Consider the following 24,030-nt stretch of genomic DNA (forward strand, 5'->3'; position numbering starts at 1 on the left):
ACCAATGCTAAAACCTTCCGAGTTTATAAATCGAGCTCTAAACCGTATTTGTATAGCGCATTTTTCTTTAATCCGTGAATTTGCGCGGCAATAGCAGCGGCTTTTTTCAGCGGTAACTCTTCACTTAACAACTTTAACGTGGCAACGGCAACAGCAGGAATGGCTTCTTCGTCAGATAACGCAAAACCATGGCACATTAACACGATTTCACCTTTCTGCTGATTGTCGTCAGCTTCTACCATGGCCACGACTTCTGCTGCGGTTCCGGTCAAAAATGTTTCAAAGGTTTTAGTCACTTCGCGTGCCATAACCACTTGTCTATCATCTCCAAGTACTTGTGCGATCGCGCGTAAACTATATACAATTCGATGTGGTGACTCGTAAAAAATTAAGGTTCGGGGATCTTCTTTAAGCATTTCCAGCTTGTCGATACGGGCTTTTTCTTTTGACGGTAAAAAGCCCTCAAAACTGAATCTGTCTGATGGTAACCCCGAGGCGCTCAGTGCTGTAATTGCTGCACATGCTCCGGGCAATGGCACCACGCGATAACCCGCTTGGCGAACATGGTTAACGAGATGATACCCTGGGTCTGAAATTAAAGGGGTACCGGCATCAGAGATCAGTGCAATCGATTTACCTGAGGCTAATTGCTCAACAATCCACTGAGCACGATCACGTTCATTATGATCATGCAACGCGGTTTTACGGGTTTCAATACCAAAATGACTCAGTAGCTTGCCACTGTGCCTGGTGTCTTCACAAGCAATTAAGTCAACCTGTTGCAGCACCTCTAATGCACGAGCGCTAATGTCGCCTAAATTACCAATAGGGGTGGGAACAATATACAGCGAGACCATTTGGTCCATAATTACCTCAATAATGAATCTACCTGATACTTTCGCCCAGCGTCAGAGCAGGTTAAACTAATGACAGTATCTTACCAGAGTGAAGCCAAGTGTTAAAAAGACTGAATACAACAAAATTAGTGTGCGCGATGATTTTCTCTGTCTTATTGGTAGGTTGTGCTACCGAGCAACAGCGAAAGCAAAGAGAATACATTGAAATAAGCACATCATTGGTTGCCGCCGAACATCCGGCTAAAATCTACTTAACCGAAGCCAAAAATAGCAGTCTACCAGAAAAGCGCGACCGTTATTTATTACTGGCGGCTCATGCTTACATTAATAATGGTAACGTTAATTCGGCGACAAACATTTTAACGTCGATGCAAAAGTCGATGGTTAATGTGCCAACAGTTCAAGCTGAGCATATCTACTTGCGCGCTCGTATTGCTGAAAAAACAACAAGTAACGAAGCCGCATTAGAAATATTACAATACCCACCACATTGGCAGCTTCCACGCTGGCAAATGGCTAGTTATCACCAGTTTAAAGCAAAGTTGTATAAAAATACTCAACAATCAATTGATCAGGTTAAGCAGCTCAGTCTTTTAAGCAATTATTTGCCAAAGTCAGAGACTACCACGGTCAACAATGCCATTTGGGCAATATTACAACCACTTCAAGAAGAAACCGTGCAGTCATTTATGCGCGATCCTTCTAATCCTATTTTTGCTGGTTGGTTACAGTTATCCTACATTGCCAAACACTATGCGGTTGAGCCAACGCAACTTGTTCGTTACCTTGGAGAATGGCAACGCAATAATCCTTACCACCCGGCTGCCATTAAGCTGCCTGCGGATTTAGAAAAAGCCTTAAGTGCAAAGCCATTTAGACCACAGAACATTGCGGTATTGCTACCGTTAACCGGCCCGAGAGCCGTTGTAGCAGAGCCTATTCGCCAAGGTATAATCGCCAGCTACTTATCTGAATATGACAGTAATGTTGCGGTTAATTTTTACGATACTCAACTCGGTATCATTGCTGCTTACAATGAAGCTGTCACCCAAGGTGCTGAGTTCATTATTGGGCCTTTACTGCCAAACGAAGTAGAAGAGCTACAAAAACTAAACGATAAGCAAAAGAGCACGATTCCACAGCTATACCTTAATCAAACGGAACATTTTAATCCGCAGCCGAATCAATTTTACTTTTCGCTATCTCCTGCACAAGAAGCCAGTGACGCGGCGCATAAATTATTTAGCGATGGGGTAAAACTACCGCTTTTACTTGCCAGCAATGACCCTATTGGTAAACGCATGGCAGAAAGCTTTAAACAAACTTGGCTTAGTTTAACCAGCGACAATGCCGAAGTGCATTATTATGATGCTGGCGATCAAATGAAGGTCACAGTGCAAGCTGCACTCGGTGTCAACGACAGTCAGGCTCGTATTAGTCGGATGCGTGATTTACTCGGTAGTCGACTCGAGTCGGATTTTCGTTCTCGTCAGGATATCGATGCGATTTACCTTATTTCAGGCTCGCAAGACTTGGCATTATTAAAACCGTTTTTAGATGTTAATTTTAGTGTTTTTTCAACACCAGTGGCTCTATACACAAGCAGTCGCAGCCGAGTTGAGAACGAATCCAGCCAAGCGGCACAAGATTTAAATAACCTAATGATAAGTGATATTCCCTGGTTGATGCGTCCAAGCAATGAAACGCAAATGGTGTCCCAGTTATGGAGCTCTTGGAATAACAGCCAAAAACGCTTATATGTGATGGGATTTGACTCACTTGAATTAGTCAATCGTTTAGCGCAAATGCGGGCGTTCCCAGGGTACCAATTTATGGGCCGTAGCGGTGCGTTATCGGTGAAGCCTAATGGCGTTATTGAGCGTCAGTTATCATGGGGTAAATACACCCAAGGACAGCTCAAACCGTTATGAATAAAGGGCAGTTAGCAGAACAACGTGCCAGAACTTATCTTGAACAACAAGGTCTGACATTTGTAGATGCTAACGTGCGCTACCCCTTTGGTGAAATCGACTTAGTGATGCGCCAACAGGATGTATGGGTGTTTGTTGAAGTAAAATTTAGGGCGTCAAACCACTTTGGTGGCGCCATCAACGCCTTAACGGGCAAACAAATTTCTCGTATTCGTTTGGCGGCAGATCATTACCTACAACGGCAAAAACTGAATCCGCCTTGTCGCTTTGATGTCATCGCGATGAATATTAATGAAATAAACTGGCTACAAGGCTGTTTTTAAGCCACAACTGATTACCATCACTTGGTTTTGTGGCATCATATATCCAAATTACCAACGTAGTTTGATTTGCTAACTCAAAGCGTGTCAGCCACATGGTAGAGATTATTTATCGTAAGGATAGTTGCATGTTAGAACGAATTAAAGATAGTTTCACCGAATCAATTCAGACCAAAATAGATGCCGCTGAAGCACTACCTGAGTCAATTGAAAAAGCAGCAGAGATGATGGTGCAATGTCTTCTTGGCGGCAATAAAATCCTATCATGCGGTAATGGCGGCAGCGCGGGCGATGCACAACATTTTTCTGCTGAACTATTAAACCGTTATGAAATTGAACGTCCACCTCTGCCAGCCATTGCATTAAGTTGCGACACGTCAACAATTACCGCCATTGCTAACGATTACAGCTATGATGAGATTTTCTCAAAGCAAATTTTAGCACTTGGGCAACCTGGTGATATTTTACTGGCCATTTCCACGAGTGGTAACTCTGGTAATATCATTAAAGCAATGGAAGCAGCTTTAAGCCGTGATATGACGATAGTCGCCTTAACCGGTAAAGACGGCGGCGCTATGGCCGGTTTGATGAGTGCAGGTGACGTAGAAATCCGTGTACCGTCGAATGTGACAGCCCGCATCCAAGAAGTGCATTTGCTGGTTATTCATTGCTTGTGCGATAACATAGACCGCACATTATTCCCACAGGATGAACAAGCATAATGAATAGATTATTCGTTATCTCAGTATTAACAATACTGCTTCAAGGCTGTGCTGGTGCCGTGATGGTGGGCGCTGTCGGTGGTGCCAAAATGGCTAATGATGAGCGCAGTATGAGCACTCAAATTAGCGATACCAATGCCGATTTTACTATCGCTAGTGCCTTGTCTAAGTACGATGACCTGAATAATCAAACCAATATTGCAGCAGTAGTGATGAACAACAATGTATTGATGATTGGCCAAGCGCCAAACTCAATGCTGCGAGATAAAGCCATTAAGGTTGTACAAGACTTAGAAATTGGCGGCAAGATACATAATCAAATCAGAATTGGCACGCCAACCTCGTTTACCACACGAAGTAACGACACCTGGGTCACAACCAAAGTCAAAGGGCGTATGCTAAATGAAAAGTCGCTTGATATTACACGTATTAAAGTGATTACCGAAAATGGTGAAGTGTTTTTATTAGGGCTTATTGATCGCAAGCAAGCTGATTTAGCGGTAGAGATTGCCCGCAACACGGCAGGTGTGCGTAAAGTGGTAAAAGTGTTTGAATACACTGAACCAGCTAAATAATACCAATCCGCATTAGAATTTGCGTTTTTAGCGAAAGTTATCAGTGAGGTAGTCGAGGCAGCCTAAAATAGATCACCTTCTAATAACCTCAGGTTTTCAATGAGTGCCAAAAAATACGCCAGCAATCTTGCTGGCGTATTTTTTATTAACCCGACAAGGATAATACCAATCAGGCTAAATAACCTGAGCTCGGGATAATAAATGCCTTTCAAACAGTCCTTTGCCCTGCTCACTGCGTTGAATCGACTTACAATAGGCTAGCTATTGACGCGTCAATTCGCCTTGTTAGCAGAACAAATGACAAGCTTGAAAGTGAGAATGGGTAACATATTGATTTTAAACAGTATAATTTCATCCCTTATCCCGAGCTCAGGTTAAATAAATGATCAAAGATTGCGTAGGAAAAATCGCTTAACACAAGTCAAAAATTGCAGCGAGCGAGTTGTGCTAACATCAACATGTCTAACGACGTTATAAGCCAAGTTATAAGCGATGTTAACCAATAAGCATGATCACATTTTTTGTTGATTGGTATTACACAATTAAACCAATTTTTTCATACACTTTCTTTATGGTCACTTCAGCGCGAGCCTGGGCTTTTTCGGCGCCGTCTGCCATAACTTGTCTTAAAAATGCATCATCAGCGCGGTATTCTTTAAAACGAGCTTGTAGTGGTTCAAGCATCCCTACAACAGCCTCACCGGTCGCCACTTTCAAATGGCCATACATCTTGCCTTCAAACTCAGCCTCTAACGACGCAATTGATTGCCCTGTACAACCAGACATTAAGCTAAGTAGATTAGATACACCAGGCTTTTGCTCAACATCAAAACGTACCACTGGTGGCTCTTCACTGTCGGTCATGGCTTTTTTTACTTTCTTTAAAATGGCCTTTGGATCTTCGAGTAGCCCTATCACATTGTTGCGGTTGTCATCTGACTTAGACATTTTCTTTAATGGGTCTTGCAGTGACATCACCTTGGCACCGTGCTCTGGAATAAACGGTTCAGGAATAGTAAAGGTGTCGCCATACGCGTTGTTAAAACGCGTTGCGATATCGCGCGTTAACTCTAAATGTTGCTTTTGATCCTGGCCCACCGGGATTTCATTCGCTTGATAGAGCAAAATGTCGGCCGCCATCAATACTGGGTAACCAAACAAGCCCACGTTAATGTTATTGGCATGCTTTTGCGATTTATCTTTAAACTGGGTCATGCGGTTAAGCTCACCCATTTGGGTATAACAGTTTAATGCCCAGCCCAATTGAGTGTGTTGCGGGACTTGTGATTGAATAAACACGGTACTTTTTTTAGGGTCGACACCACATGCCAAGTACAATGCCAGCGTATCTAAACACGCCTCGCGTAGCTTTTGTGGGTCTTGACGCACAGTAATGGCATGTAAATCTACAACGCAATATAAGCAATCATGGCTGTCTTGCATGGCAACCCATTGACGTAGTGCGCCCATATAATTACCTATGGTCAATTCGCCTGATGGCTGTGCACCGCTGAGAACTATGGGTTTGGTCATGTGTTTTATTGCTCCGGTTTATCTTATAAAATTCAAATTAATGCGAAAGTAGGTACTGGCGTAACTCAGAAAAGTTTTCGCATACCGCATCGGGTTCACTTAAGCCGATATCTTCGCCGTAGTTATAGCCGTAGGTCAAGCCAATCGACATCACATTTGCCGCTTTAGCCGCTAAAATGTCATTCTTTGAATCACCCACCATCAAAAACTGTGATGAGCTGACTTGCCACTTTGCCAATAAATGCTGCAAAGGCATGGGATCTGGCTTCATTTTGGCAAGAGAGTCTCCACCTAGCACGTCAGAAAACAGCCCATCTAAGCCAAAAGAATGTAATAGTGGAATGGTAAAACGATAGGGCTTGTTTGTGACAACCGCCAGCTTATAACCAGCTTGTTTAAGTTGTTGTAATACGGCTAAAACATCAGAATATAAAAGGCTATGTTGCTGTAAATGTTCACCGTAATGATGCATAAACCTTGGCATGGTTTGCTCAAGCTTTACCTGAATCTCTTGGCTGTCTTGTGCTTGTGCACACACAAAGCTTAACGCCCGTTGCATTAATATTTGTGCGCCATTTCCAACCCAGCTTCTGACCAAATCCTCTGACACAGGCGGTAAATTAAACTCGACTAGCGTCGCATTTGTCGCGGCAGCTAAGTCGGGCACACTATCAATTAATGTCCCGTCTAAATCAAACGCGATGGCTTTAATATTTGCCCAATGACCCATTGGCAACCTCACTTTATTGTGCAAATCACACCTTGGCTAATTCAGCTCGCATTTGATCCACAACAACTTTGTAATCTGGCTGATTAAAAATGGCAGAGCCGGCAACAAACATATCCGCACCTGCTGCGGCAATTTCGGCAATATTGTCCACTTTTACTCCGCCATCAACCTCAAGGCGGATATCAAATCCACTGGCATCAATACGAGCTCGCACCTGACGCAACTTTTCTAATGTACTTGGAATAAATGACTGACCACCAAAACCAGGATTAACAGACATCAACAGAATGACATCAAGCTTATCCATGACATGATCAAGGTAATGCAATGGCGTAGCAGGGTTAAATACTAAGCCCGCTTTACAGCCAGATTCTTTGATAAGCTGTAATGTACGGTCAATGTGCTCTGAGGCTTCAGGATGGAAAGTAATGATCGACGCACCGGCTTTGGCAAAATCGGGAATAATGCGATCGACAGGTTTCACCATGAGGTGCACATCGATATCGGCAGTGATCCCATAGTGACGTAAAGCCGTACAAACCATAGGTCCTATTGTTAAGTTAGGGACATAGTGATTGTCCATAACATCAAAATGAACCACGTCAGTGCCGGCATCGAGTACCGCTTTGACATCATCACCTAAACGGGCGAAATCGGCAGACAAAATCGATGGTGCTATCAAAAATGGGCGCATAATCTTCTCTATTGGCAGATCAAAGTGACGACATTTTACCCTTTGCAGACCTAAGCCTCTAGGCTGAAAAGCCAAAAAAGCATGGAGAGTTGCAGATATTTGTCAAAAAGTAGAACAGAAGTCGGATTTGTCGGTGCGATGTCACAAAGCAGTGTTCAATAACTAAGCTATATTGTTATAATACAAGAGTTGTTAAACTCGATTTGAACTCTGCAAGGTAATCCTTAATTGCTGTGATACATGCCAAGCGTTAAAGGGTTAATCGGCGTTATACAAAATGAATCGATGATTTATATTTAGTCAGCTACAATAGCACTCATACTTTGGTATATTATCATTGATCGAATGCACATCGCATAAACCACGGATAGGGTAAACCTTATGGTTAAGCAATTATTAAATAAGTTGACTGGTCGTGCTGGTACATTGTTGCCAACACCAGTATATGCTGTATTTGCAACCTCAGCTTGTGCGTTGCTGATTAGCCAGGTACTCATGGCCACAGAAAACACCTCCGCTAACACAAGCGCCTGTGTATGTGACAATAACAAAAGCTATAACACGAGCCTCCCCAGTAGCCATCCGGCCAATCGTTGTGCTGAGCAATCCAATCATGTCAGTTGGGGTAATTGGGTCACGGGTAATAGTCGGTCAAGCCAATTTCACTTTATCGATTTATTAGAACTGATTCATGGGCATAAAGAAAAACCACTTCAAGATATGCCCACCTCTAATAGCTCAGAGCAGATATAGCCTTAATGTCTTTTAGGCGGGTACTAGGTAGTACGATTGCAGCCTTTTTCGGTGTACAAACCGATCAAAACCGCCGCCAAGACTTTCAATCACGCTCTGCGCTCCCATTTATTATCATGGGTATTGTTTTAGCACTCAGTTTTGTCTTAACTTTGCTGTTTATTGTTAACCTCGTATTGAGCTAACCCTGCAACTCACACTAGGGTCTGTAGATCTTTGCTGGTTGAATTTTGTTCGAGTTAAAAACGTTTTAATCGAGGCGAATGGATTGAAGCCTAGCCACCTAAGCAACTCTTTATTTGTAAAGCATCGTTCAACAAAGAGTAAAACGTTTTTAGCCGAACCCTGTGGGCAGCGTTTGTTGGTCATTTTTACTACGTTATCGACTTTTTATGTAGAATAACTACACTTCAAAGTCTCTGCCTTGTACAAATGGCCAACAATTCGCTGCAAAAACAACCTTGAAAGATCAACAGACCCTAGTCATCATTACGATAATGATGATCAAACAGCGCCATAATCTCATCCACTTTATTACGTGTACTGCCTTTTTGGCTGATATTTCGCTGTACTGCAATCGTTGAAAATTGCGCTCCTCGGTATAACTCGCGAGTCAGCGGAATATCATGATTACTGATTAAAACCGGGATATTTCGTTCATGGGCTATATGCCTTGAATGGCGAGCAAGAAGCGCTTGGTCATCCAAACTAAACCCTGGGCCTGCATAGGTCGTAAAGCTAGCCGTTGTTGATAGTGGTGCATACGGTGGGTCGCAGTAAATAACATCACCGACATTAGCAAGCTCAAATGCTTGCTCGTAGCTAATGCATTTAAATGTGGCTTTTTTCGCTTTTATTGAAAAATTACGTATTTCTGCTTCTGGAAAATATGGTTTTTTATAGGACCCAAAAGGCACATTAAAGCCGCCTTTGCGGTTATAACGACAAAGACCATTAAAACCATGGCGGTTCATATACAAAAAATATACTGAACGAACAAAAGGATCACTTGTAGCATTAAACTCGCTACGTACTCGGTAATAAGCTTGTTTATTATTCATTTCATCAACAAACATTGCCTTTGCCGCTTCAATGTAAGTGTCTGGGTTTTGTTTTATGATGTTATACAGATTAATTAAATCTTGATTGATATCGCAAAGTAAATAGTGGTCGTAATCTGTATTTAAAAATACTGAACCCGCTCCAACAAAAGGTTCAATTAGGCGGTTTCCTGCAGGAAGGTGCTTTGCTAGCTCATCAACGAGTTTATATTTACCACCCGCCCATTTCAGAAAGGCTCTATGCTTTTTTATCATAAATAGACACTATGCCAGCAAAATTAAAGCTGATGATTGTACTCTGTTTAATGGTAATTATCATCGTATAAAATCGATAAATTATGGTGATTAAGCATATTATTCATGCAAACCAATAAGTGGTTATGGCTTACTCAACTCGTTGATAATCATTTAAATCTGCCCACTTCCTCACCCAAGGAGCAGATAAAAGATATTGTGTTTGTAATTGTTTTGCTTTGGCATCAGCTGCTGCAAAAGTGTCAAAATCACCCAAAAAAATAACGAATCGCTGTTTATAACGCATGATATAAACTTGCGGCTCTTGGGCTAACTTAGTCAATATAGGCGACAATGACGACTTATCATTCACGCTCGCAAGTTGTAGCGTAAAACCTTTAATTTTATTTGGCGTCTTATCTTTATCAAGGATCTGTTGAGGCTGGTTAACGGCATGTGGCTGTGCTTTTGGCAGCTTACCTTGAAAGGAAAGCCCCTCAACCGATGAATTCACAATGACGTCTGTGTGATTATCAAGAGGCACAATATCCGCAACGGCTTGCTCAACAGGATCTGCATTTTCAGCTTCTAGCTGTTGCTTAATCAATAATTCTGCTTGCTGGTTTGCAACCACTTTACTCTCAGCCAAACGGCGTTGCACAAAGTATGTCTGTAATTGTTGCTCACCAAACGCTATCAGGTATTGGTTTGCTTGTTTACGAACTACGGCCTGAGCTGCCGTTAACTCCAGCGATTTTGTTGATGTGTCATCAAGACTACGCTGTTGATGAACAAACCATCCACCGACAACTAAACCCAACACCACGAAAAAATAGCCAGCCAACTTAACATGGCGCAAATGTGGTGTTTGTATTTCTTCTGGAGACTCTAATGCTAAAGTGAGTAATTGAACAACCTCTGCAGGTGTACCCAACTGTTTTTCAAGTTGCTTATGAATAATCTCGCGCGGAATAAAAGGTGTTTTTTGACTGCGCAGTAACAAGCTTTGGTATAAGCCATCACGTTCAGCGATAGGAAGCGGTTCGATGTGAACTTGAAGTAATAATGCGCGAGTATCATCGGCCAAATCTGTGGTTAAAGTGCGCCAAAAACCTGGCTCTACTGTCACGGTAACCGCAACTGGTTTACCTGCACAGCGAATTTGACTTAATAAAATACACTCAGCCCAGATTTCTTTTGGCAGAAGATGTGCATCATCAATAATAATGTGTAACGGTTTATCAAGACTAGATTGGATCCTAAGAATGGTGTCCATTAATGGACGCTCATCATCAAAAATAGGAGCCGAAATTAACTGCACCAGAATTTTACGTCGGATCTCAGCACTGTCTGCATGCTTAGGACAAACCACTAAAGCAGAATTATACTCATCCAGTTCACTGGCTAAAGCAGCTACAAGCGTAGACTTTCCTGACCCTTGATCACCACACAAAACCAATAACTGCTCACTGTAACTGGCAATATGCTGTAAACGCTGAACGAGCGCTTCTTGAGTAGGAAGTAACAAAAGTCCTGGGGCTGTCAAAATGTCACCACACCTAATTTACGCGCGGTTAATAACCTGTTTAAGTACGTCTTCACTGACATCACCAAACACATCCGCATGACCAATTTGCGTGGGTAATATTAACCGAATTTTGCCACCAAGCACTTTTTTATCGCGGCGCATATGTTTAATAAAACTGTCAAAATCCATCGATTCTGGTGGCATAATCGGTAAGTCAAAAGCTTGCATAAGAAGTGTTATTCTCTCTACATAGCTTTCATCGAGTAGATGTAACTTATGCGCGGTTTTCGCGGCCATAATGGTACCAGCAGCAACAGCCTCACCATGCAACCAAACACCATACCCCATCTCAGCCTCAATGGCATGACCAAATGTATGACCTAGATTGAGTAAAGCCCTAACACCCTGCTCAGTTTCATCCTGCTCTACAACTTCGGCCTTAATCTGACAGCATTTTGCTATCGCATACGTTAAAGCGTCTGTGTCTAGTGCCTTCAGAGACTCTACATTCTGCTCAAGCCACTGAAAAAAATCGTTATCCCAAATAATGCCATATTTGATCACCTCGGCCATACCTGCCGCAAACTCTTTTGCTGGCAATGTCTGTAAACACAGGGTGTCAATAATGACAGACTTAGGCTGGTAAAATGCACCGATCATGTTTTTCCCAAGCGGATGATTGACAGCCGTTTTACCGCCAACAGAGGAATCAACTTGTGACAGTAACGTTGTCGGCACTTGGATAAAATCGATACCTCGCTGATAACATGCCGCAGCAAAGCCCGTCATGTCACCAACCACACCACCACCGAGCGCAACTAAAACAGAATCTCGAGCAAAATTATGCTCAAGTAATCCACTAAAGATTAAATCGAGGTGTTGCAGGTCTTTGTATTGTTCGCCGTCAGGCAAAATAACAGTTTCAATCGATGTGCAAGCACTCATCGCTTGTTGTACCTGTTTTAGGTACAACGGAGCAATGGTATCGTTTGAAACAATTAGCACTTTTTTATGTTGCAGGTAGCGAGTAAATAACTCGCCATCACTCATCAAATTCTGGCCAATGTAAATGGGGTAACTTCTATCACCTAATTGAACCTGAATCTGCTGCATGATATTTACCTAAAAGCCAAGTTGCTCGATAATTTGGTTTGCGACGATCTTCGCGCTTTGTTCGTCAGTCTTAACAATAACATCCGCAATTTCTTCATACAAAGGGTTGCGGATTTCAGCTAAACTTTCGAGCACTTCACGTGGATCATCTACTTGTAACAACGGACGACGTTTATCACGCTGAGTACGCGCAACTTGTTTGTCTATCGTTGTTTCTAAGTAAACGACTATACCTCGAGCAGAAAGATAATTGCGAATATCTTTACTCTGAACAGAACCACCACCTGTTGCGAGAACGATACCTTGCCTTTCTGAAAGATCAGCGATGACTTGAGCTTCACGACGACGGAACCCCTCCTCACCTTCAACATCGAACACCCAGGCAATATCTGCACCTGTACGTTGTTCAATCTCGTGATCTGAATCGTGGAAATCTAAATGCAGCATTTGAGCCAGATGGCGACCAATTGTGCTTTTACCTGCGCCCATAGGGCCTACCAGAAAAATATTACGTTTTTCAGCCATTTCGTATACGTCTGAATCTTATATGGAAGAATGCCTTATCGACTTAAACTCAAGCCGACCTATAATTTAACCTTGCTCTAATGAGACTTGACGGAGGATTATCTCAGTTATGGGCTATTACTTGCAAGCCATCGTCGCGATTTAAACTGATTTAATTAATTTACACCTCAAAACGTCGCTGATTAACGTCGTATAACATGCTCATCGCCCAATAAAAAACCAGCTACGGGCAGCTGGCTTTTTAAACGCAACAGATATTGAGACTGTTGATTTAACTTATAACTTTTCGGTTACGATTTTTGGAGTAACAAAGATTAACAGCTCTTGGCGCTCGTTGGAATCTGAAGTGTTTCTGAATAAAAATCCAACTAACGGAATGTCACCTAAAATAGGCACTTTGCTTACACTACTGATTAGGTTTTGCTGATAAATCCCGCCCAATACAATTGTTTCACCATTATTCACAAGCACTTGAGTTCCAATACGCTGCGTATCAATTGCCACAGCATCACCCGTACCCGTTGACACAGTTGTACCTTGTGAGTCTTGTGTAATTTCAAGATCTAAAATAACGCGGTCATCGGGTGTAATTTGCGGTGTTACACGTAATGACAATACCGCTTTTTTAAAGCTTACCGTGGTTGCTCCACTAGAAGCAGATTCAACATAAGGGATTTCAACACCCTGCTCAATATATGCCGACTTCTGATTTGACGTCGTAATACGCGGGCTGGCAATAATTTCGCCTTTGTTTTCTTGTTCTAATGCGCTTAGCTCAAAATCCAGTACGGTACCGTCGGCCAGTTTTGCAACATGAAAAGCAATACTAGACGCTGATGTGGCCGCTGAAGGTAAGTTCACATTTAACCTGTCATCAATACTTGGAATGGTGCCACCGGCAATGCTCGCAGCCCCCTCAAGCGTACCAGAAGTGCCATCTGAGCCTTGTTGATCGGTTATCCCCCAACGCACCCCAAGATCTTCGCTCACATCGTCTTTTACGGTTACCATGCGTGCTTCAATTAATACCTGTTTAATCGGTATATCGAGCACTTCAATTAAGCGATGTATATTTTCTAAAATTTCTGCAGTGTCTTTAACCAGTAAGGTATTTGTACGTTCATCTACAGCCACACTGCCGCGATTAGATAGCAAGGTGGAGTCGGTCGTTTTAAGTAACTCTGCAATATCGATAGCTTTAGCATAATTAATTTGCAGGTACTCTGAAAACAAAGGCGCTAGCTCTTTAACTTCTTGCTGATTTTTTAGATCATTACTTTCTCTGATGGCCAATTCTTCACTTGGCGCAACCATTAAAATATTTCCTTCGATTCGTTTATCAAGACCTTTGGTTTGCAAGATTAAATCTAGCGCTTGGTCCCAAGGCACATCATCTAGGCGTAATGTAATTTCACCTTCAACGGTATCACTGGTCACTAAGTTAAAATTATTGTAATCAGCAATAATTTGCAGCACTGTGCGCACTGAAATATTTTGAAAGTTTAAAGAAAGTGAACGACCATTGTATTTTTTGGCTTCTTTTGCGACAGATACACGCTCAATTTTATCAATGCTAACTTTAAATACATCACCGTCTTGACGGTAGTTGTAATCATAGTTACCCGCTATATCAACCATAATACGTGCGGTTAAGTCATCTTTAAACGTTTCAAAACTACTTACTGGTGTGGCAAAGTCCTGTACGTCCATGACGTACAGTAAGTCATTACCAATATCGGTATTGTATAGTTTAATTTCGAGCTTAGAACCCACCTGTTCCACATTCGCTGCAACTGAACGATTGTTTAAATTAAACAGTATTTCACCACCACCGGTTTTATTGCGACGAAAATCAATACTTTTAATGCCATTAACAAATGGATTACTTGCTTGGCTTGGCCCAGCGACATCGTCGTTAATCGTTAACCGATAACTGTTACCAACAATTTTACCTTGGTATGGTTTAACGTTATTTAACGCAACAACAATTTGTAAATCGCCGCCTTGTTGTTGTGCAGTCAGCTTTTCAACACCAACACTTTCTATCGGTATTACCCCTTTATTTAAATTAGAAATAGTGTCAGCAAAATTAAGCATAATTTCTGCAGGCTCTGCTGAAAGATCCACTGTAGGCGATGTCACAGCTGATTCAAAAACAAGTTCTAATTCTAATTGGTGATCAACCATAGAATGGTATTTAACGTCCATTAGACGATTAGCAGCTAATGCATTTGGCACAATGCCAACCATTAATATTGCACCGATAAGCGCTCTACAAAATGATGAGTTTGTTATTGCTTTTTTCATCGCGGCAGAAGATTCCATTATTCCCTCATCCTTCGCACGTTATTTTCCTGACAGTTCTAAATTACTGGATCTTTCTGCCCAGCAACCCGAACCATCAGGGATTAATTCAATAATTTCGATAAATTGCGGAGTTACTTTAGCAATTCGGCCATGGTAAAGCCCTAAATATTCACCTACCCCTAAACGATAAACATTGGCATCAGTTGATTCAACCAACGCCCAAATCGTCCCGTCTTCACTTAGGGTTCCGCGCATTCTTAAATTGTCCAGTGCGTATGTTTCTAAACGCCCTTTTCGACGGTTTAAGTCCGGTTGTAAACAGTCCTTAGACGTATCAATCACTTCTTCTGTTAGCTCCCTGGACGGCGGCACAAAAGGACTACGCATAAGTTCTGCTTGATATTCAAAATGTTCAAACTTAGGTGTTTCTTTTAAAGGCGGAATACGTGCGACATGTTGCGCCTTAGTAGTAGTAACAAATAGCTCTAAATCACTGCGTTCGCCAATACAACCGGTCAATAAAAGCAACATTACGCCATAAAGAGGTAATAATTTCATTATTGTGCCCCCTTATTATTCGCTTGCGATAATTCAGCACCTTCTTTAAAGCGATAGGTTTTGGCTAATATGTCCATCGACAATTCGCCTGCGTCATTTCGCTTAATCACAAAGTCATGCAAGCTGACAATACGAGGCAGTTTTGCAACACCACTGACCATATTACCAATTTCGTGATAATCACCTTCTACAGCCATTTTAATCGGGAACTCAATATAAAAATCACGCTCAATTTCATTGTCCCAATCAAGGCTGTTAATTCTCAATCCTGCATCGGTTGCAACAAAAGTCAGGTCATCTAATAAGCCTGGCATTTCGTTTTCAGAAGGCAGCATTTTTAATAGTTCAGCAAACTGGGCTTCCATGACGACGAGCTGTTCACGATATAATTTTAGATTTGCAGCTAAACGATATTTATTTTCAAAATCTTCGCGCAACTGAATTTCTTTAGCTTGTTCAGCTTCCATAATATCAATAGCATCAGCAATAAATAAATAATAACTACCGCCAATAACGCAAATTGATAAAAAAGCTGCAAAGACTATTTTGACTAATTTAGGCCAACCACCAATATTTTCAAAATCGATATCATTAAATTGATCTAGGTCGAGATTCATTTTCTCGCTCCTTGGCTGGTATCGACAGCTGTTGACTGTGAATCATCGCGAATGGTTACGCGTAATTTAAAGCTTTGTAGCTGCCTTAACTCCTCGTTTTGCGTCACGATTGATTGCATATTCGGATCGTTCAGGTATGAAGATGTCTTCACCTTTCTCATCATATTGGCAACATTATTGTTAGATTCGCTTCGTCCCTCAATCCACAAAATACTGCCTTTCTTCTCAATACTAGAAAGATAAATACCGGGTGGCACAATACGAACTAACTCATCTAATACATGAGTCGGTAAATTACGAGACTGTTGTAAATTAAGAATAATCTCTGTGCGACGCTCAATATCTTGTTTACGCTCAGTGATTTTTCTAATCTCAGCAATTTGAGTATCTAATAAAGCGATTTCAGATTGCAGATAGGCGTTTCTCTGACGCTGATCATCTGTGACCACTTCTAAAAAGCTTAAAAATAAATAAATGACGAGCGACGTAACCAGAAAGACTAGCGCTAAAATACCAATATAGTCGCGCTTTTGTTTTTCTCTGGCCTCTTCACGCCATGGTAATAAGTTTATGTTCGCCATTGAGCATAACTCCTTAGCGCAAGACCACATGCCACCATATACTTACTCATATTTGGCTGAAGTTGGCTTTTCATTGTATCGTCTGCGTGTAAACAGCCTTGAAAAGGGTCTGCAACCATAGCTAGCGCACCTAACTCGTTTGTGAGTAACTCGGCCAAGCCTTCTAATTTTGCAGTTCCACCACATAACACAAGGTAATCGACTTTCTCTCGACCACTGGCTGTACAGTAAATTTGGAGAGTACGCTTTATTTGTTGTAATAATTGGGTTTGAAAGGGTGATAACACTTCGAACATATAGTTTCGAGGTAACTGCCCTGTCACCTTTGCGCGTTCAGCTTCATCATGTGGCATGCCATAAAATGACAAAATAGATTGAGTAAATAACTCACCACCGAACGCTTGCTCTCTAATGAAAGTCGTCTCACCTTTTTCGACAACAGCAAATGTTGTCATGTTGGCGCCAATATCAATCATGGCAATCGATTTTTGTTTTGCGCCTTCAGGTAGCTGACCATAAATCAATTCGGCCGAGCGCCCTAATGCATAAGCTTCAACGTCGACAACTTTTACGTCCAGCTCTACAGCATCAAGCGCGTCAACTCTCGAGTCAATATTTTCACTTCGGCAAGCACTTAACAGCACATCAACTTTGGTAGGATCGGTCACATTTGGACTCAATCGCTCAAAATCAATACTGACTTCGTCAAGAGAATAAGGGATCAAGTTGTCAGCTTCAATTTCGATTTGCGCTTCCATCTCTTCTTCGTTTAAGGCTGCATCCATGTAAATGACTTTGGTCATTACTGCAGAACCAGAAACGGCAACGGCAGCGTATTTAACCGATTTAGGCAAAATACGCTTAATTTGTCGCAACGACTCAAGCACAGCTTCAGAATCGCGAATATCATGATCGACTACAGCTCCTTTTTTTACAGGAACTGACGCATGATTTTGAATTTTATATCCATCTGCAGTCTTGCTCAACAAAATGGCTTTTATTTCATGAGACCCAATATCAATCCCAACCATTTGAGGTGCTTGACGCTTCCATAGTTTAGAAAGCATAGTCCGTCATCACAATTCTATTATTTTGTAAGAGATTAGCACATAATTAACTCGTTATTAGTATTTGTATAAAATGTTTCTTCATTTTACAAATACTATTTTAACTCGATCATGTTTTACTTCACCAAAAACACTGTGGCTTATATACTATCACTACTTTTTTTGTTTTTTCTTGGAATTATCGAGTGAAATGGTTTAAACGTTTATTAATCGCCTTTTTTAGCCTATCACTTTTAGGAGTTGCGGCGATTACTGCTGCTTACTTCTATGTGTTACCCGACTTGCCGGACGTTAATTCATTAAAAACAGTCCAATTGCAAACCCCATTGCGTATTTACAGCAAAGACGGGAAGCTTATTTCACAATTTGGCGAAAAACGTCGTATTCCGGTTGAGTACGATGATGTACCCGTACAATTAATTAACGCGGTTCTAGACACCGAAGACGCGCGTTTTTTTGAGCACCGCGGTATTGACCCTATAGGGATTATCCGTGCAGCGACGATTTTGATCACCACGGGTAAAAAAAGCCAAGGAGCCAGTACAATTACTCAACAGGTGGCTCGTGGATTCTTTTTATCTAACGAAAAAACCTATATTCGTAAAATTAAAGAGATTTTTTTAGCATTAAAAATTGAAAAAGCCTTAACGAAAAAAGAAATTTTAGCACTGTATTTAAATCGCTCATTTTTGGGTAACCGAGCCTACGGCGTTGGCGCTGCAGCACAAGTGTATTATGGCAAAGAACTTCACCAGCTCACACTCCCCGAAATGGCAATGATTGCTGGCCTGCCTCAAGCACCATCAGCAGCCAACCCGATAAGAAATCCAGAACGCGCAGTTGCACGCCGCAACTGGGTATTAAGTCGCATGCTTGAAAAACGCAATATTACTCAGGCCGAATATGAAGAAGCGATTAACAGCCCATCAACGGCTAAATATCATGGGGCTGAGATTGATTTATATGCACCATATATTTCGGAGATGGCGCGTGATTACATGATACAAAAGTACGGTGAAGAGGCTGCGTATACCAATGGTTACAATGTCTATACCACTATTTCATCTGACTTACAGTTAATGGCTCAAGAATCATTAAGGGATAATGTTTTTGCCTATGACCAACGTCATGGCTATCGAGGTCCTGCTGCCGAGTTGTGGACAGATACACCTTTAGCTAAAGATGCAATCATTAATACCTTAAAGCGCACGCCATCGATGCAAGGCATCATCCCAGCAGCAGTAATGAACGTTAGCGAGCAGCAGGCCCAAGTACTCACCAGCGAAGGCAACACCATTACCCTAGAATGGAAAGGGCTAAAATGGGCACGCAAATTTATCAGTGATAAGCGTCAAGGCCTGCCACCAAAACAAGCCGCTGAGATACTCACTGCCGGACAGCAAGTGTGGATCCGCCATAATGGTAAGCATTGGCAATTGTCGCAAATACCCGTGGTATCAAGTGCGACTGTATCACTTGACCCTCACGATGGCGCCATCAGAACATTAGTAGGCGGCTTTAGTTTTAGTCAAAGCCAGTTTAACCGAGTCACACAAGCAAAACGTCAATTAGGGTCAAATATTAAGCCGTTTATCTATGCGGCTGCGCTAGAAAAAGATTACACCTTAGCAACCTTAATTAATAATGCGCCAATTAATAAGCCCGATATTCGTCAAGGTACAGCGTGGCGCCCTAAAAACTCACCTGATATTTATGGCGGACCTACACGCTTACGCGTTGGATTAGCGCAATCGATAAACGTCATGGCGGTGCGTGCAATGCGTCATGCTGGACTCGACAACACAATTAATGAATTGGTTAAATTTGGGTTTGATCCTAACGATTTACCGCGAAATGAATCATTGGCATTAGGCTCACCATCTGTCACACCTTTACAGGTAGCAACTGCGTTTAACGTATTTGCTAATGGTGGATATTTAGTTGAACCGTACTTTATCGATCATATCACTGATGGTTACGACAATATGATTGAACAAACAATACCTGCTATTGCGTGTAGTAAACCACAAGATACGAGTGCACCAATAACTGACCTTGATGACCCATTTGCAGCAATGGCTGAGGAGTTATCTCAACCTGTTACAAAGCAAGCAAATGAGATCAACACCAATAATGAATTTGATCCAATGACCCTGAGTGCAGAAGACAACGTATGCAGTAACCCTAACGCACGTTTTGCTAAACAGGTTATTTCAGAACAAACGTCATTCTTAATCACAGAAGCCTTGAAGAGCGTTATCTGGGGTGGCGGAGATTGGAGTAAAGGCACAGGCTGGAACGGCACGGCTTGGCGTGCAGCTAAACTAATTAAACGCCATGATATAGCCGGAAAAACAGGTACGACAAACGAATCTCGTGACACTTGGTTTACCGGATATAATCCAACATTAACCGCGACATTCTGGGTTGGATTTGATGATCATGGTCGCCAATTAGGTCGCTCGAGCTGGATGGCTAACGGTGAACCAGATCAAATTTCAGGTGGCGAAGCCGGAGCAAAAACAGCAGGACCAGGCTGGAATGACTTTATGAATAAAGCACTGGCTGGCACCCCTGAGCATCCTGTGATTCCACCAAAAGGCATTGTGTCTGCGCGGATTGATTTAGCCACTGGCAAATTAACTCGTAAAACAGATCACACTACCGAGTTTGAATATTTTGTTGAAGGAACAGAACCAAAAGAATACGTAACTGATACTCAACAAAATGGGGAAATATTTATCGACAATGTCGCCGAAGATTTATTCCAGTAAGTAAGCTATTTAAAAGTACGTTAATAAAAAAGCCATTCACTCGAATGGCTTTTTTATTGCTTAATTTGCATGCAATAACTGATGTAACTGTGTTAAATTACTGACTTGATAACTTGGCGCAATATCATCGGTGAGTGGCGCACCATAATGATTTAACCAGCAGGTATCGATACCTGCATTCATCCCACCCAAAATATCAGAATGAAGATTATCGCCAACCATTAACACTTGATGCTTCTCTGGCTCGCCCATTAAATTCAATGCATGGTTAAAAATCGCAATGTCAGGCTTAGCTTTACCTAATTGCTCTGATATGACCACTGGATTAAATGCATCTTGAAACCCAGTGCGACTTAGACGGATACTTTGCAATTGCGTAAAACCATTGGTAATAATACCTAAATTAACCCGACCGGTTAACGAATCCACTAACTCACGCGCACCAGGTAAGGGCTGACAAATATCGGCCATCGCGGTTAAAAATTGGCTGTTTAAATACTGAGGCGAAACAGATAATCTTCGAGCCCAATCATTAAACCGTGTATGTTGTAAATGTGCGGCAGAAATTAATCCATTTTGATATTCAACCCAAAGCGGTTTATTGACTTGCTGATAACGTGCAAAATCATCCGCATTAAATTCAATGTCAAAACGAGAGAACATTAATTTTAATCCGGCAAACGCATCAAAATGAAATAACGTTTCATCTGCGTCAAATAAAATCCATTTATACTTGCTAAGTAAATTAGACATCCAAAAAAACCTTTTTTACGCCATGGCAGCTAAATTAAGTTAACTAAACAAAGGCAATAATTGTGACTCTTGTTTAAGTAAACTTTGATAAATCGTTAACTGATTCATTGCACGGTGAAGATTATGCTGGCTATGCTCAATGGTAAAATACACATCCCCATTTAAGTAATCAGTTAAAAAACGCGTACCAAGCATTAATGCCATTACCTTTATCCCTAACCATAAACTTTGCTTTTCTAATGGGGTAATAACAGAACTTAACGCGTTTACATACGCATTTGTGGCGCTAACAATAATCTCTGGGCGAGCATAAACATGCGTAAGATTAATCGAATCTTCCGGCTCTGGAGAGCAAAATGCTCGTACCATATCACCAAAGTCATACATTAAATAACCCAACATACAGGTATCTAAATCAATAATCGCCATACTCGACATATCGCGCTTATCAAATAACATGTTATTGATTTTGGTGTCATTGTGGCAAATACGCTTCGGTAACTTTGCTTCAAAATCAGCCAGCAGATGCAAGACATCTGTTTGCGATAACACAAAGTCTGCCCATTGTTGACAGCTTGATAGCCTGTTATGAGCATCACCCGACATCGCCAGAGTCAGTTGACTGAATCTCTGAGGCAGATTCAAAAAGTTGGGGATAACATCCACAATGCTATCTTCAGGCATGTCACTTAAGGCTGAGGCAAAATGACCAAAAGCATACGCGGCAACCTCGGCTTGGTGTGCCTGTGTAACCACTTCAACAGTATGGCTGTTGTCTAGGTAATCAATCGCCCGCCAAAACCCTTGCTCACCTAAGTTGAGGCCAAGTTCACCAGATTCAGTCAGCACAGGGCTCACCACCTGCAACAAATACTGATTAACTTTCTGCTTAGCAAGTAAGTGCTGACTCACTTTAGCCGCATTGTTGACGACCACTTCTGGCTGGGTAAAAATCGAGGTGTTGATTCTTTGCAGAACCATTTTACGCGTTGGATCAGCCACCAGAAAAGTGTGGTTAATATGCCCATTTCCTAGACGGCTAATGCTTGCATTAGCCGCATTTATACCAAATTGCGGTAAAACAACTTGCCTAATATACTCTATCAATCACCCACCCCATCTGGCCTTGCCATAGATTATTCGCTCAGCTTCATACGTGCGGTTTTAACATGCTAAGCATGGGCATACAAAGAATACAGCACTCACAAAAACGCGGCACACTACTGACTTAAGATTGCCTCAAACTGTGGGTTTTGCATTAACGCGGCCTGGCTACCTTTGAGGCTAAATTCATAACCACACAATTTGAAATTACCGCGTAATGCAACATGGTTCACCATGACACTTTTATCTAGCGGAGTAAATCTAGCTTCGGTGGCACCATCAGCAACTAAATCAACTGTCATGGGCCTAAATTGACTACCATCATTAAATTCGAGATACGCGCAAGATTTATCCCCTACTGCGCTCGCTAAACGCCATAAGTTTTGAGCGTCACCGGCATCGCCCAACCAGCGTAAAATCAGCACATCACCCTCAAGCGCAAGCCAAAATCCATCGGGCAACTTCACGATTTGCCGTGTCATGCTCATCGGCTCGATTACTCCTTGAGTCATCTGCGACTCACTTTCATCATCTGCACTTGAAAAAGCATTAACCACTAACATCACAAGGTAAATCACTAAACATGTTGCGACGATACCAGCCAAAATTTTACCCGCCAGAATCAGCTTAACCTGATGCGACTTAGCGACATTAATCCAAGATTTAACCAGTTCCGTAATCGACCCAGACTTTAACGCATCTTGATCGACATACAACGGTTGGTGAGTTCGTTCACGATTAGCAAAAAGCGTGTCTGCGTCTGGTTCATCGTCCAAATGATCATTGCGATAAGGCTTGCCGAGCATGGTATCAGTGCTTGTTACCACGTTGTCGTCATCTTCAGTGATTGCACTTACCGTGGTAGTGAACTCTGGTGCAACATGACGTTGCCGCTCCACATCATTACGTGGCGACGGTTCAAATGTATTAGACGGTTCAAATGTATTAATAGGTGCATCGTTTGAGAAAGACGCTGACAACACTTGGCCCTTCAGCACCGGATCTTGGCGACGATGCATCGATATGGTGGCGGCCTCCATCACCATGTTGGGGCCGTAATACCCCTGTATATACTGAATGTGATTTTTACTCGGTAAAAAACTCAAATAGGCGCCACAGGCTAAACCAAACAAAAACAAACCCGCTAATGCACCAAAAGGCGCCATAAAATAGGCCGATAAACCAAAAATCAATACGGGTATTACACAGACAAAAGCCAATTTGACGGTTTTATTCGCATCAAATAAGCGGCGCACTGCAGACAACCCCACAATAGGCAATGACATTATCGTGCATATCAAAATGATGACACTTGCAGGAAACACTAAGGTGGCCACACTCAACAACGAAAAAGCCGCAAATACAATGGCCATTAACCTTAGACCCGTGTCACGACCTTCGCGGCACAGCAGGGTTTTTACTAACATCAAACATTCCTATATTGGTTTACGGAGTTGGTTTATACAAAACATCACAATACAGCAGCAATAGTGCGGGCAAATGTGACAAATAAGACGCAACAAATTGACATTTCACACAATAGCGCAAAGCCTACAGAATTTATCCTATAAAGCCAGATCCAATGCGTGTTTTAAGCAATTATTTTATTGAAATCCTATCTAACAGCGCTTACCCATAATACGATGACTTCGGCACACTCACGAGACATCATTCTAGCGGTTTATAGCCCTAG

The 24,030-nt window shown here is 41.9% G+C and carries 23 protein-coding genes and 1 pseudogene; 8 read left to right on the forward strand and 16 right to left on the reverse strand.

Annotation, left to right across the window (positions count from 1 at the left end; all coding sequences use genetic code 11):
• Positions 1–23: 23 nt before the first annotated feature.
• Positions 24–866: a 16S rRNA (cytidine(1402)-2'-O)-methyltransferase gene (gene rsmI, locus L2703_RS00270; RefSeq protein WP_248969156.1), complete on the reverse strand. Its 843-nt coding sequence runs from the start codon at positions 864–866 to the stop codon at positions 24–26.
• A gap of 89 nt (positions 867–955) precedes the next feature.
• Between rsmI and L2703_RS00275 the strand changes: the two genes are divergently transcribed.
• The 4 genes from L2703_RS00275 (at position 956) to L2703_RS00290 (ending at position 4,405) form a co-directional block, all read left to right on the forward strand.
• A complete protein-coding gene (locus L2703_RS00275) occupies positions 956–2,788 on the forward strand; it encodes a penicillin-binding protein activator (RefSeq protein WP_248969157.1) in 1,833 nt (610 codons plus the stop codon).
• Positions 2,785–3,111 carry a YraN family protein gene (locus L2703_RS00280; protein WP_248969158.1) on the forward strand — a complete coding sequence of 109 codons (327 nt, stop codon included), beginning with the start codon at positions 2,785–2,787 and terminating at the stop codon, positions 3,109–3,111. The genes L2703_RS00275 and L2703_RS00280 overlap by 4 nt, the downstream gene beginning before the upstream one ends.
• Positions 3,112–3,236: 125 nt before the next feature.
• Positions 3,237–3,830, forward strand: a complete 594-nt coding sequence (locus L2703_RS00285; protein ID WP_124017505.1) for a phosphoheptose isomerase — start codon at positions 3,237–3,239, stop codon at positions 3,828–3,830.
• A complete protein-coding gene (locus L2703_RS00290) occupies positions 3,830–4,405 on the forward strand; it encodes a BON domain-containing protein (protein WP_248969159.1) in 576 nt (191 codons plus the stop codon). Before L2703_RS00285 ends, L2703_RS00290 begins: the two co-directional genes overlap by 1 nt.
• Before the next feature lie 534 nt (positions 4,406–4,939).
• Here the strand turns inward: L2703_RS00290 and trpS are convergent.
• Genes trpS through rpe form a run of 3 tightly spaced genes read right to left on the reverse strand, consistent with a single transcriptional unit; the run spans position 4,940 to position 7,362 of the window.
• Positions 4,940–5,938 (reverse strand): tryptophan--tRNA ligase, encoded by a 999-nt coding sequence (gene trpS / locus L2703_RS00295; protein ID WP_248969160.1) that lies wholly within the window; start codon positions 5,936–5,938, stop codon positions 4,940–4,942.
• Between the two features lie 37 nt (positions 5,939–5,975).
• Positions 5,976–6,668: a phosphoglycolate phosphatase gene (locus tag L2703_RS00300; protein ID WP_248969161.1), complete on the reverse strand. Its 693-nt coding sequence runs from the start codon at positions 6,666–6,668 to the stop codon at positions 5,976–5,978.
• Between the two features lie 25 nt (positions 6,669–6,693).
• Positions 6,694–7,362, reverse strand: a complete 669-nt coding sequence (gene rpe / locus L2703_RS00305; protein WP_248969162.1) for a ribulose-phosphate 3-epimerase — start codon at positions 7,360–7,362, stop codon at positions 6,694–6,696.
• A 381-nt stretch (positions 7,363–7,743) separates the two neighbouring features.
• On the opposite strand from rpe, the gene L2703_RS00310 reads away from it, so the two are divergent.
• From L2703_RS00310 to L2703_RS00320, 3 genes and pseudogenes are all read left to right on the forward strand, one after another.
• Positions 7,744–8,115 carry a hypothetical protein gene (locus L2703_RS00310; protein WP_248969163.1) on the forward strand — a complete coding sequence of 124 codons (372 nt, stop codon included), beginning with the start codon at positions 7,744–7,746 and terminating at the stop codon, positions 8,113–8,115.
• 5 nt (positions 8,116–8,120) lie between these two features.
• Positions 8,121–8,300, forward strand: coding sequence for a DUF2970 domain-containing protein (locus L2703_RS00315; protein WP_248969164.1), 180 nt, complete (start codon positions 8,121–8,123; stop codon positions 8,298–8,300).
• Between the two features lie 83 nt (positions 8,301–8,383).
• A pseudogene (locus L2703_RS00320) lies at positions 8,384–8,635 on the forward strand (hypothetical protein).
• Here L2703_RS00320 and L2703_RS00325 read toward each other — a convergent pair.
• The 9 genes from L2703_RS00325 to L2703_RS00365 form a co-directional block, all read right to left on the reverse strand.
• Entirely contained in the window at positions 8,595–9,431 is an 837-nt protein-coding gene (locus L2703_RS00325; RefSeq protein WP_248969165.1) for a Dam family site-specific DNA-(adenine-N6)-methyltransferase, read from the reverse strand. The pseudogene L2703_RS00320 and the gene L2703_RS00325 overlap by 41 nt on opposite strands.
• A gap of 130 nt (positions 9,432–9,561) precedes the next feature.
• Complete coding sequence (locus tag L2703_RS00330) at positions 9,562–10,956, reverse strand: AAA family ATPase (RefSeq protein ID WP_248969166.1); 1,395 nt, start codon at positions 10,954–10,956, stop codon at positions 9,562–9,564.
• A gap of 18 nt (positions 10,957–10,974) precedes the next feature.
• Positions 10,975–12,054 (reverse strand): 3-dehydroquinate synthase, encoded by a 1,080-nt coding sequence (gene aroB / locus L2703_RS00335; protein ID WP_248969444.1) that lies wholly within the window; start codon positions 12,052–12,054, stop codon positions 10,975–10,977.
• Positions 12,055–12,060: 6 nt separating this feature from the next.
• The gene (gene aroK / locus L2703_RS00340; RefSeq protein ID WP_160051903.1) at positions 12,061–12,576 is read right to left on the reverse strand and encodes a shikimate kinase AroK; all 516 of its coding nucleotides are present in this window, start codon (positions 12,574–12,576) and stop codon (positions 12,061–12,063) included.
• 276 nt (positions 12,577–12,852) lie between these two features.
• Entirely contained in the window at positions 12,853–14,901 is a 2,049-nt protein-coding gene (locus L2703_RS00345) for a type IV pilus secretin PilQ (protein ID WP_248969167.1), read from the reverse strand.
• Positions 14,902–14,922: 21 nt separating this feature from the next.
• Positions 14,923–15,441, reverse strand: coding sequence for a pilus assembly protein PilP (locus tag L2703_RS00350; RefSeq protein ID WP_248969168.1), 519 nt, complete (start codon positions 15,439–15,441; stop codon positions 14,923–14,925).
• Complete coding sequence (locus L2703_RS00355) at positions 15,441–16,058, reverse strand: type IV pilus inner membrane component PilO (protein WP_248969169.1); 618 nt, start codon at positions 16,056–16,058, stop codon at positions 15,441–15,443. Before L2703_RS00355 ends, L2703_RS00350 begins: the two co-directional genes overlap by 1 nt.
• Positions 16,055–16,639, reverse strand: a complete 585-nt coding sequence (locus tag L2703_RS00360) for a PilN domain-containing protein (RefSeq protein ID WP_248969170.1) — start codon at positions 16,637–16,639, stop codon at positions 16,055–16,057. The genes L2703_RS00355 and L2703_RS00360 overlap by 4 nt, the downstream gene beginning before the upstream one ends.
• A complete protein-coding gene (locus tag L2703_RS00365) occupies positions 16,627–17,706 on the reverse strand; it encodes a pilus assembly protein PilM (protein ID WP_248969171.1) in 1,080 nt (359 codons plus the stop codon). Before L2703_RS00365 ends, L2703_RS00360 begins: the two co-directional genes overlap by 13 nt.
• Positions 17,707–17,891: 185 nt before the next feature.
• Between L2703_RS00365 and L2703_RS00370 the strand changes: the two genes are divergently transcribed.
• Positions 17,892–20,480 carry a penicillin-binding protein 1A gene (locus tag L2703_RS00370; RefSeq protein ID WP_248969172.1) on the forward strand — a complete coding sequence of 863 codons (2,589 nt, stop codon included), beginning with the start codon at positions 17,892–17,894 and terminating at the stop codon, positions 20,478–20,480.
• Positions 20,481–20,540: 60 nt separating this feature from the next.
• Here L2703_RS00370 and yjjG read toward each other — a convergent pair whose 3' ends face one another.
• The 3 genes from yjjG to L2703_RS00385 all read right to left on the reverse strand — a co-directional run bounded on the left by yjjG (position 20,541) and on the right by L2703_RS00385 (position 23,764).
• Positions 20,541–21,233 (reverse strand): pyrimidine 5'-nucleotidase, encoded by a 693-nt coding sequence (yjjG, locus tag L2703_RS00375; RefSeq protein WP_248969173.1) that lies wholly within the window; start codon positions 21,231–21,233, stop codon positions 20,541–20,543.
• A 39-nt stretch (positions 21,234–21,272) separates the two neighbouring features.
• Positions 21,273–22,340, reverse strand: coding sequence for a phosphotransferase enzyme family protein (locus tag L2703_RS00380; protein ID WP_248969174.1), 1,068 nt, complete (start codon positions 22,338–22,340; stop codon positions 21,273–21,275).
• A 113-nt stretch (positions 22,341–22,453) separates the two neighbouring features.
• Complete coding sequence (locus tag L2703_RS00385) at positions 22,454–23,764, reverse strand: DUF805 domain-containing protein (RefSeq protein ID WP_248969175.1); 1,311 nt, start codon at positions 23,762–23,764, stop codon at positions 22,454–22,456.
• Positions 23,765–24,030 lie beyond the last annotated feature (266 nt).

Source organism: Shewanella basaltis, assembly GCF_023283885.1.
Taxonomy (GTDB): Bacteria; Pseudomonadota; Gammaproteobacteria; order Enterobacterales; family Shewanellaceae; genus Shewanella; species Shewanella basaltis.

Excerpts from the sequence above, each read along its gene's own strand:
- rsmI (WP_248969156.1), bottom strand. The coding sequence starts at position 866 with ATGGACCAAATGGTCTCGCTGTATATTGTTCCCACCCCTATTGGTAAT.
- L2703_RS00280 (WP_248969158.1), top strand. The coding sequence starts at position 2,785 with ATGAATAAAGGGCAGTTAGCAGAACAACGTGCCAGAACTTATCTTGAA.
- L2703_RS00285 (WP_124017505.1), top strand. The coding sequence starts at position 3,237 with ATGTTAGAACGAATTAAAGATAGTTTCACCGAATCAATTCAGACCAAA.
- L2703_RS00290 (WP_248969159.1), top strand. The coding sequence starts at position 3,830 with ATGAATAGATTATTCGTTATCTCAGTATTAACAATACTGCTTCAAGGC.
- trpS (WP_248969160.1), bottom strand. The coding sequence starts at position 5,938 with ATGACCAAACCCATAGTTCTCAGCGGTGCACAGCCATCAGGCGAATTG.
- L2703_RS00300 (WP_248969161.1), bottom strand. The coding sequence starts at position 6,668 with ATGGGTCATTGGGCAAATATTAAAGCCATCGCGTTTGATTTAGACGGG.
- rpe (WP_248969162.1), bottom strand. The coding sequence starts at position 7,362 with ATGCGCCCATTTTTGATAGCACCATCGATTTTGTCTGCCGATTTCGCC.
- L2703_RS00310 (WP_248969163.1), top strand. The coding sequence starts at position 7,744 with ATGGTTAAGCAATTATTAAATAAGTTGACTGGTCGTGCTGGTACATTG.
- L2703_RS00315 (WP_248969164.1), top strand. The coding sequence starts at position 8,121 with ATGTCTTTTAGGCGGGTACTAGGTAGTACGATTGCAGCCTTTTTCGGT.
- L2703_RS00325 (WP_248969165.1), bottom strand. The coding sequence starts at position 9,431 with ATGATAAAAAAGCATAGAGCCTTTCTGAAATGGGCGGGTGGTAAATAT.
- aroK (WP_160051903.1), bottom strand. The coding sequence starts at position 12,576 with ATGGCTGAAAAACGTAATATTTTTCTGGTAGGCCCTATGGGCGCAGGT.
- L2703_RS00345 (WP_248969167.1), bottom strand. The coding sequence starts at position 14,901 with ATGGAATCTTCTGCCGCGATGAAAAAAGCAATAACAAACTCATCATTT.
- L2703_RS00350 (WP_248969168.1), bottom strand. The coding sequence starts at position 15,441 with ATGAAATTATTACCTCTTTATGGCGTAATGTTGCTTTTATTGACCGGT.
- L2703_RS00355 (WP_248969169.1), bottom strand. The coding sequence starts at position 16,058 with ATGAATCTCGACCTAGATCAATTTAATGATATCGATTTTGAAAATATT.
- L2703_RS00360 (WP_248969170.1), bottom strand. The coding sequence starts at position 16,639 with ATGGCGAACATAAACTTATTACCATGGCGTGAAGAGGCCAGAGAAAAA.
- L2703_RS00365 (WP_248969171.1), bottom strand. The coding sequence starts at position 17,706 with ATGCTTTCTAAACTATGGAAGCGTCAAGCACCTCAAATGGTTGGGATT.
- yjjG (WP_248969173.1), bottom strand. The coding sequence starts at position 21,233 with ATGTCTAATTTACTTAGCAAGTATAAATGGATTTTATTTGACGCAGAT.
- L2703_RS00385 (WP_248969175.1), bottom strand. The coding sequence starts at position 23,764 with ATGTTAGTAAAAACCCTGCTGTGCCGCGAAGGTCGTGACACGGGTCTA.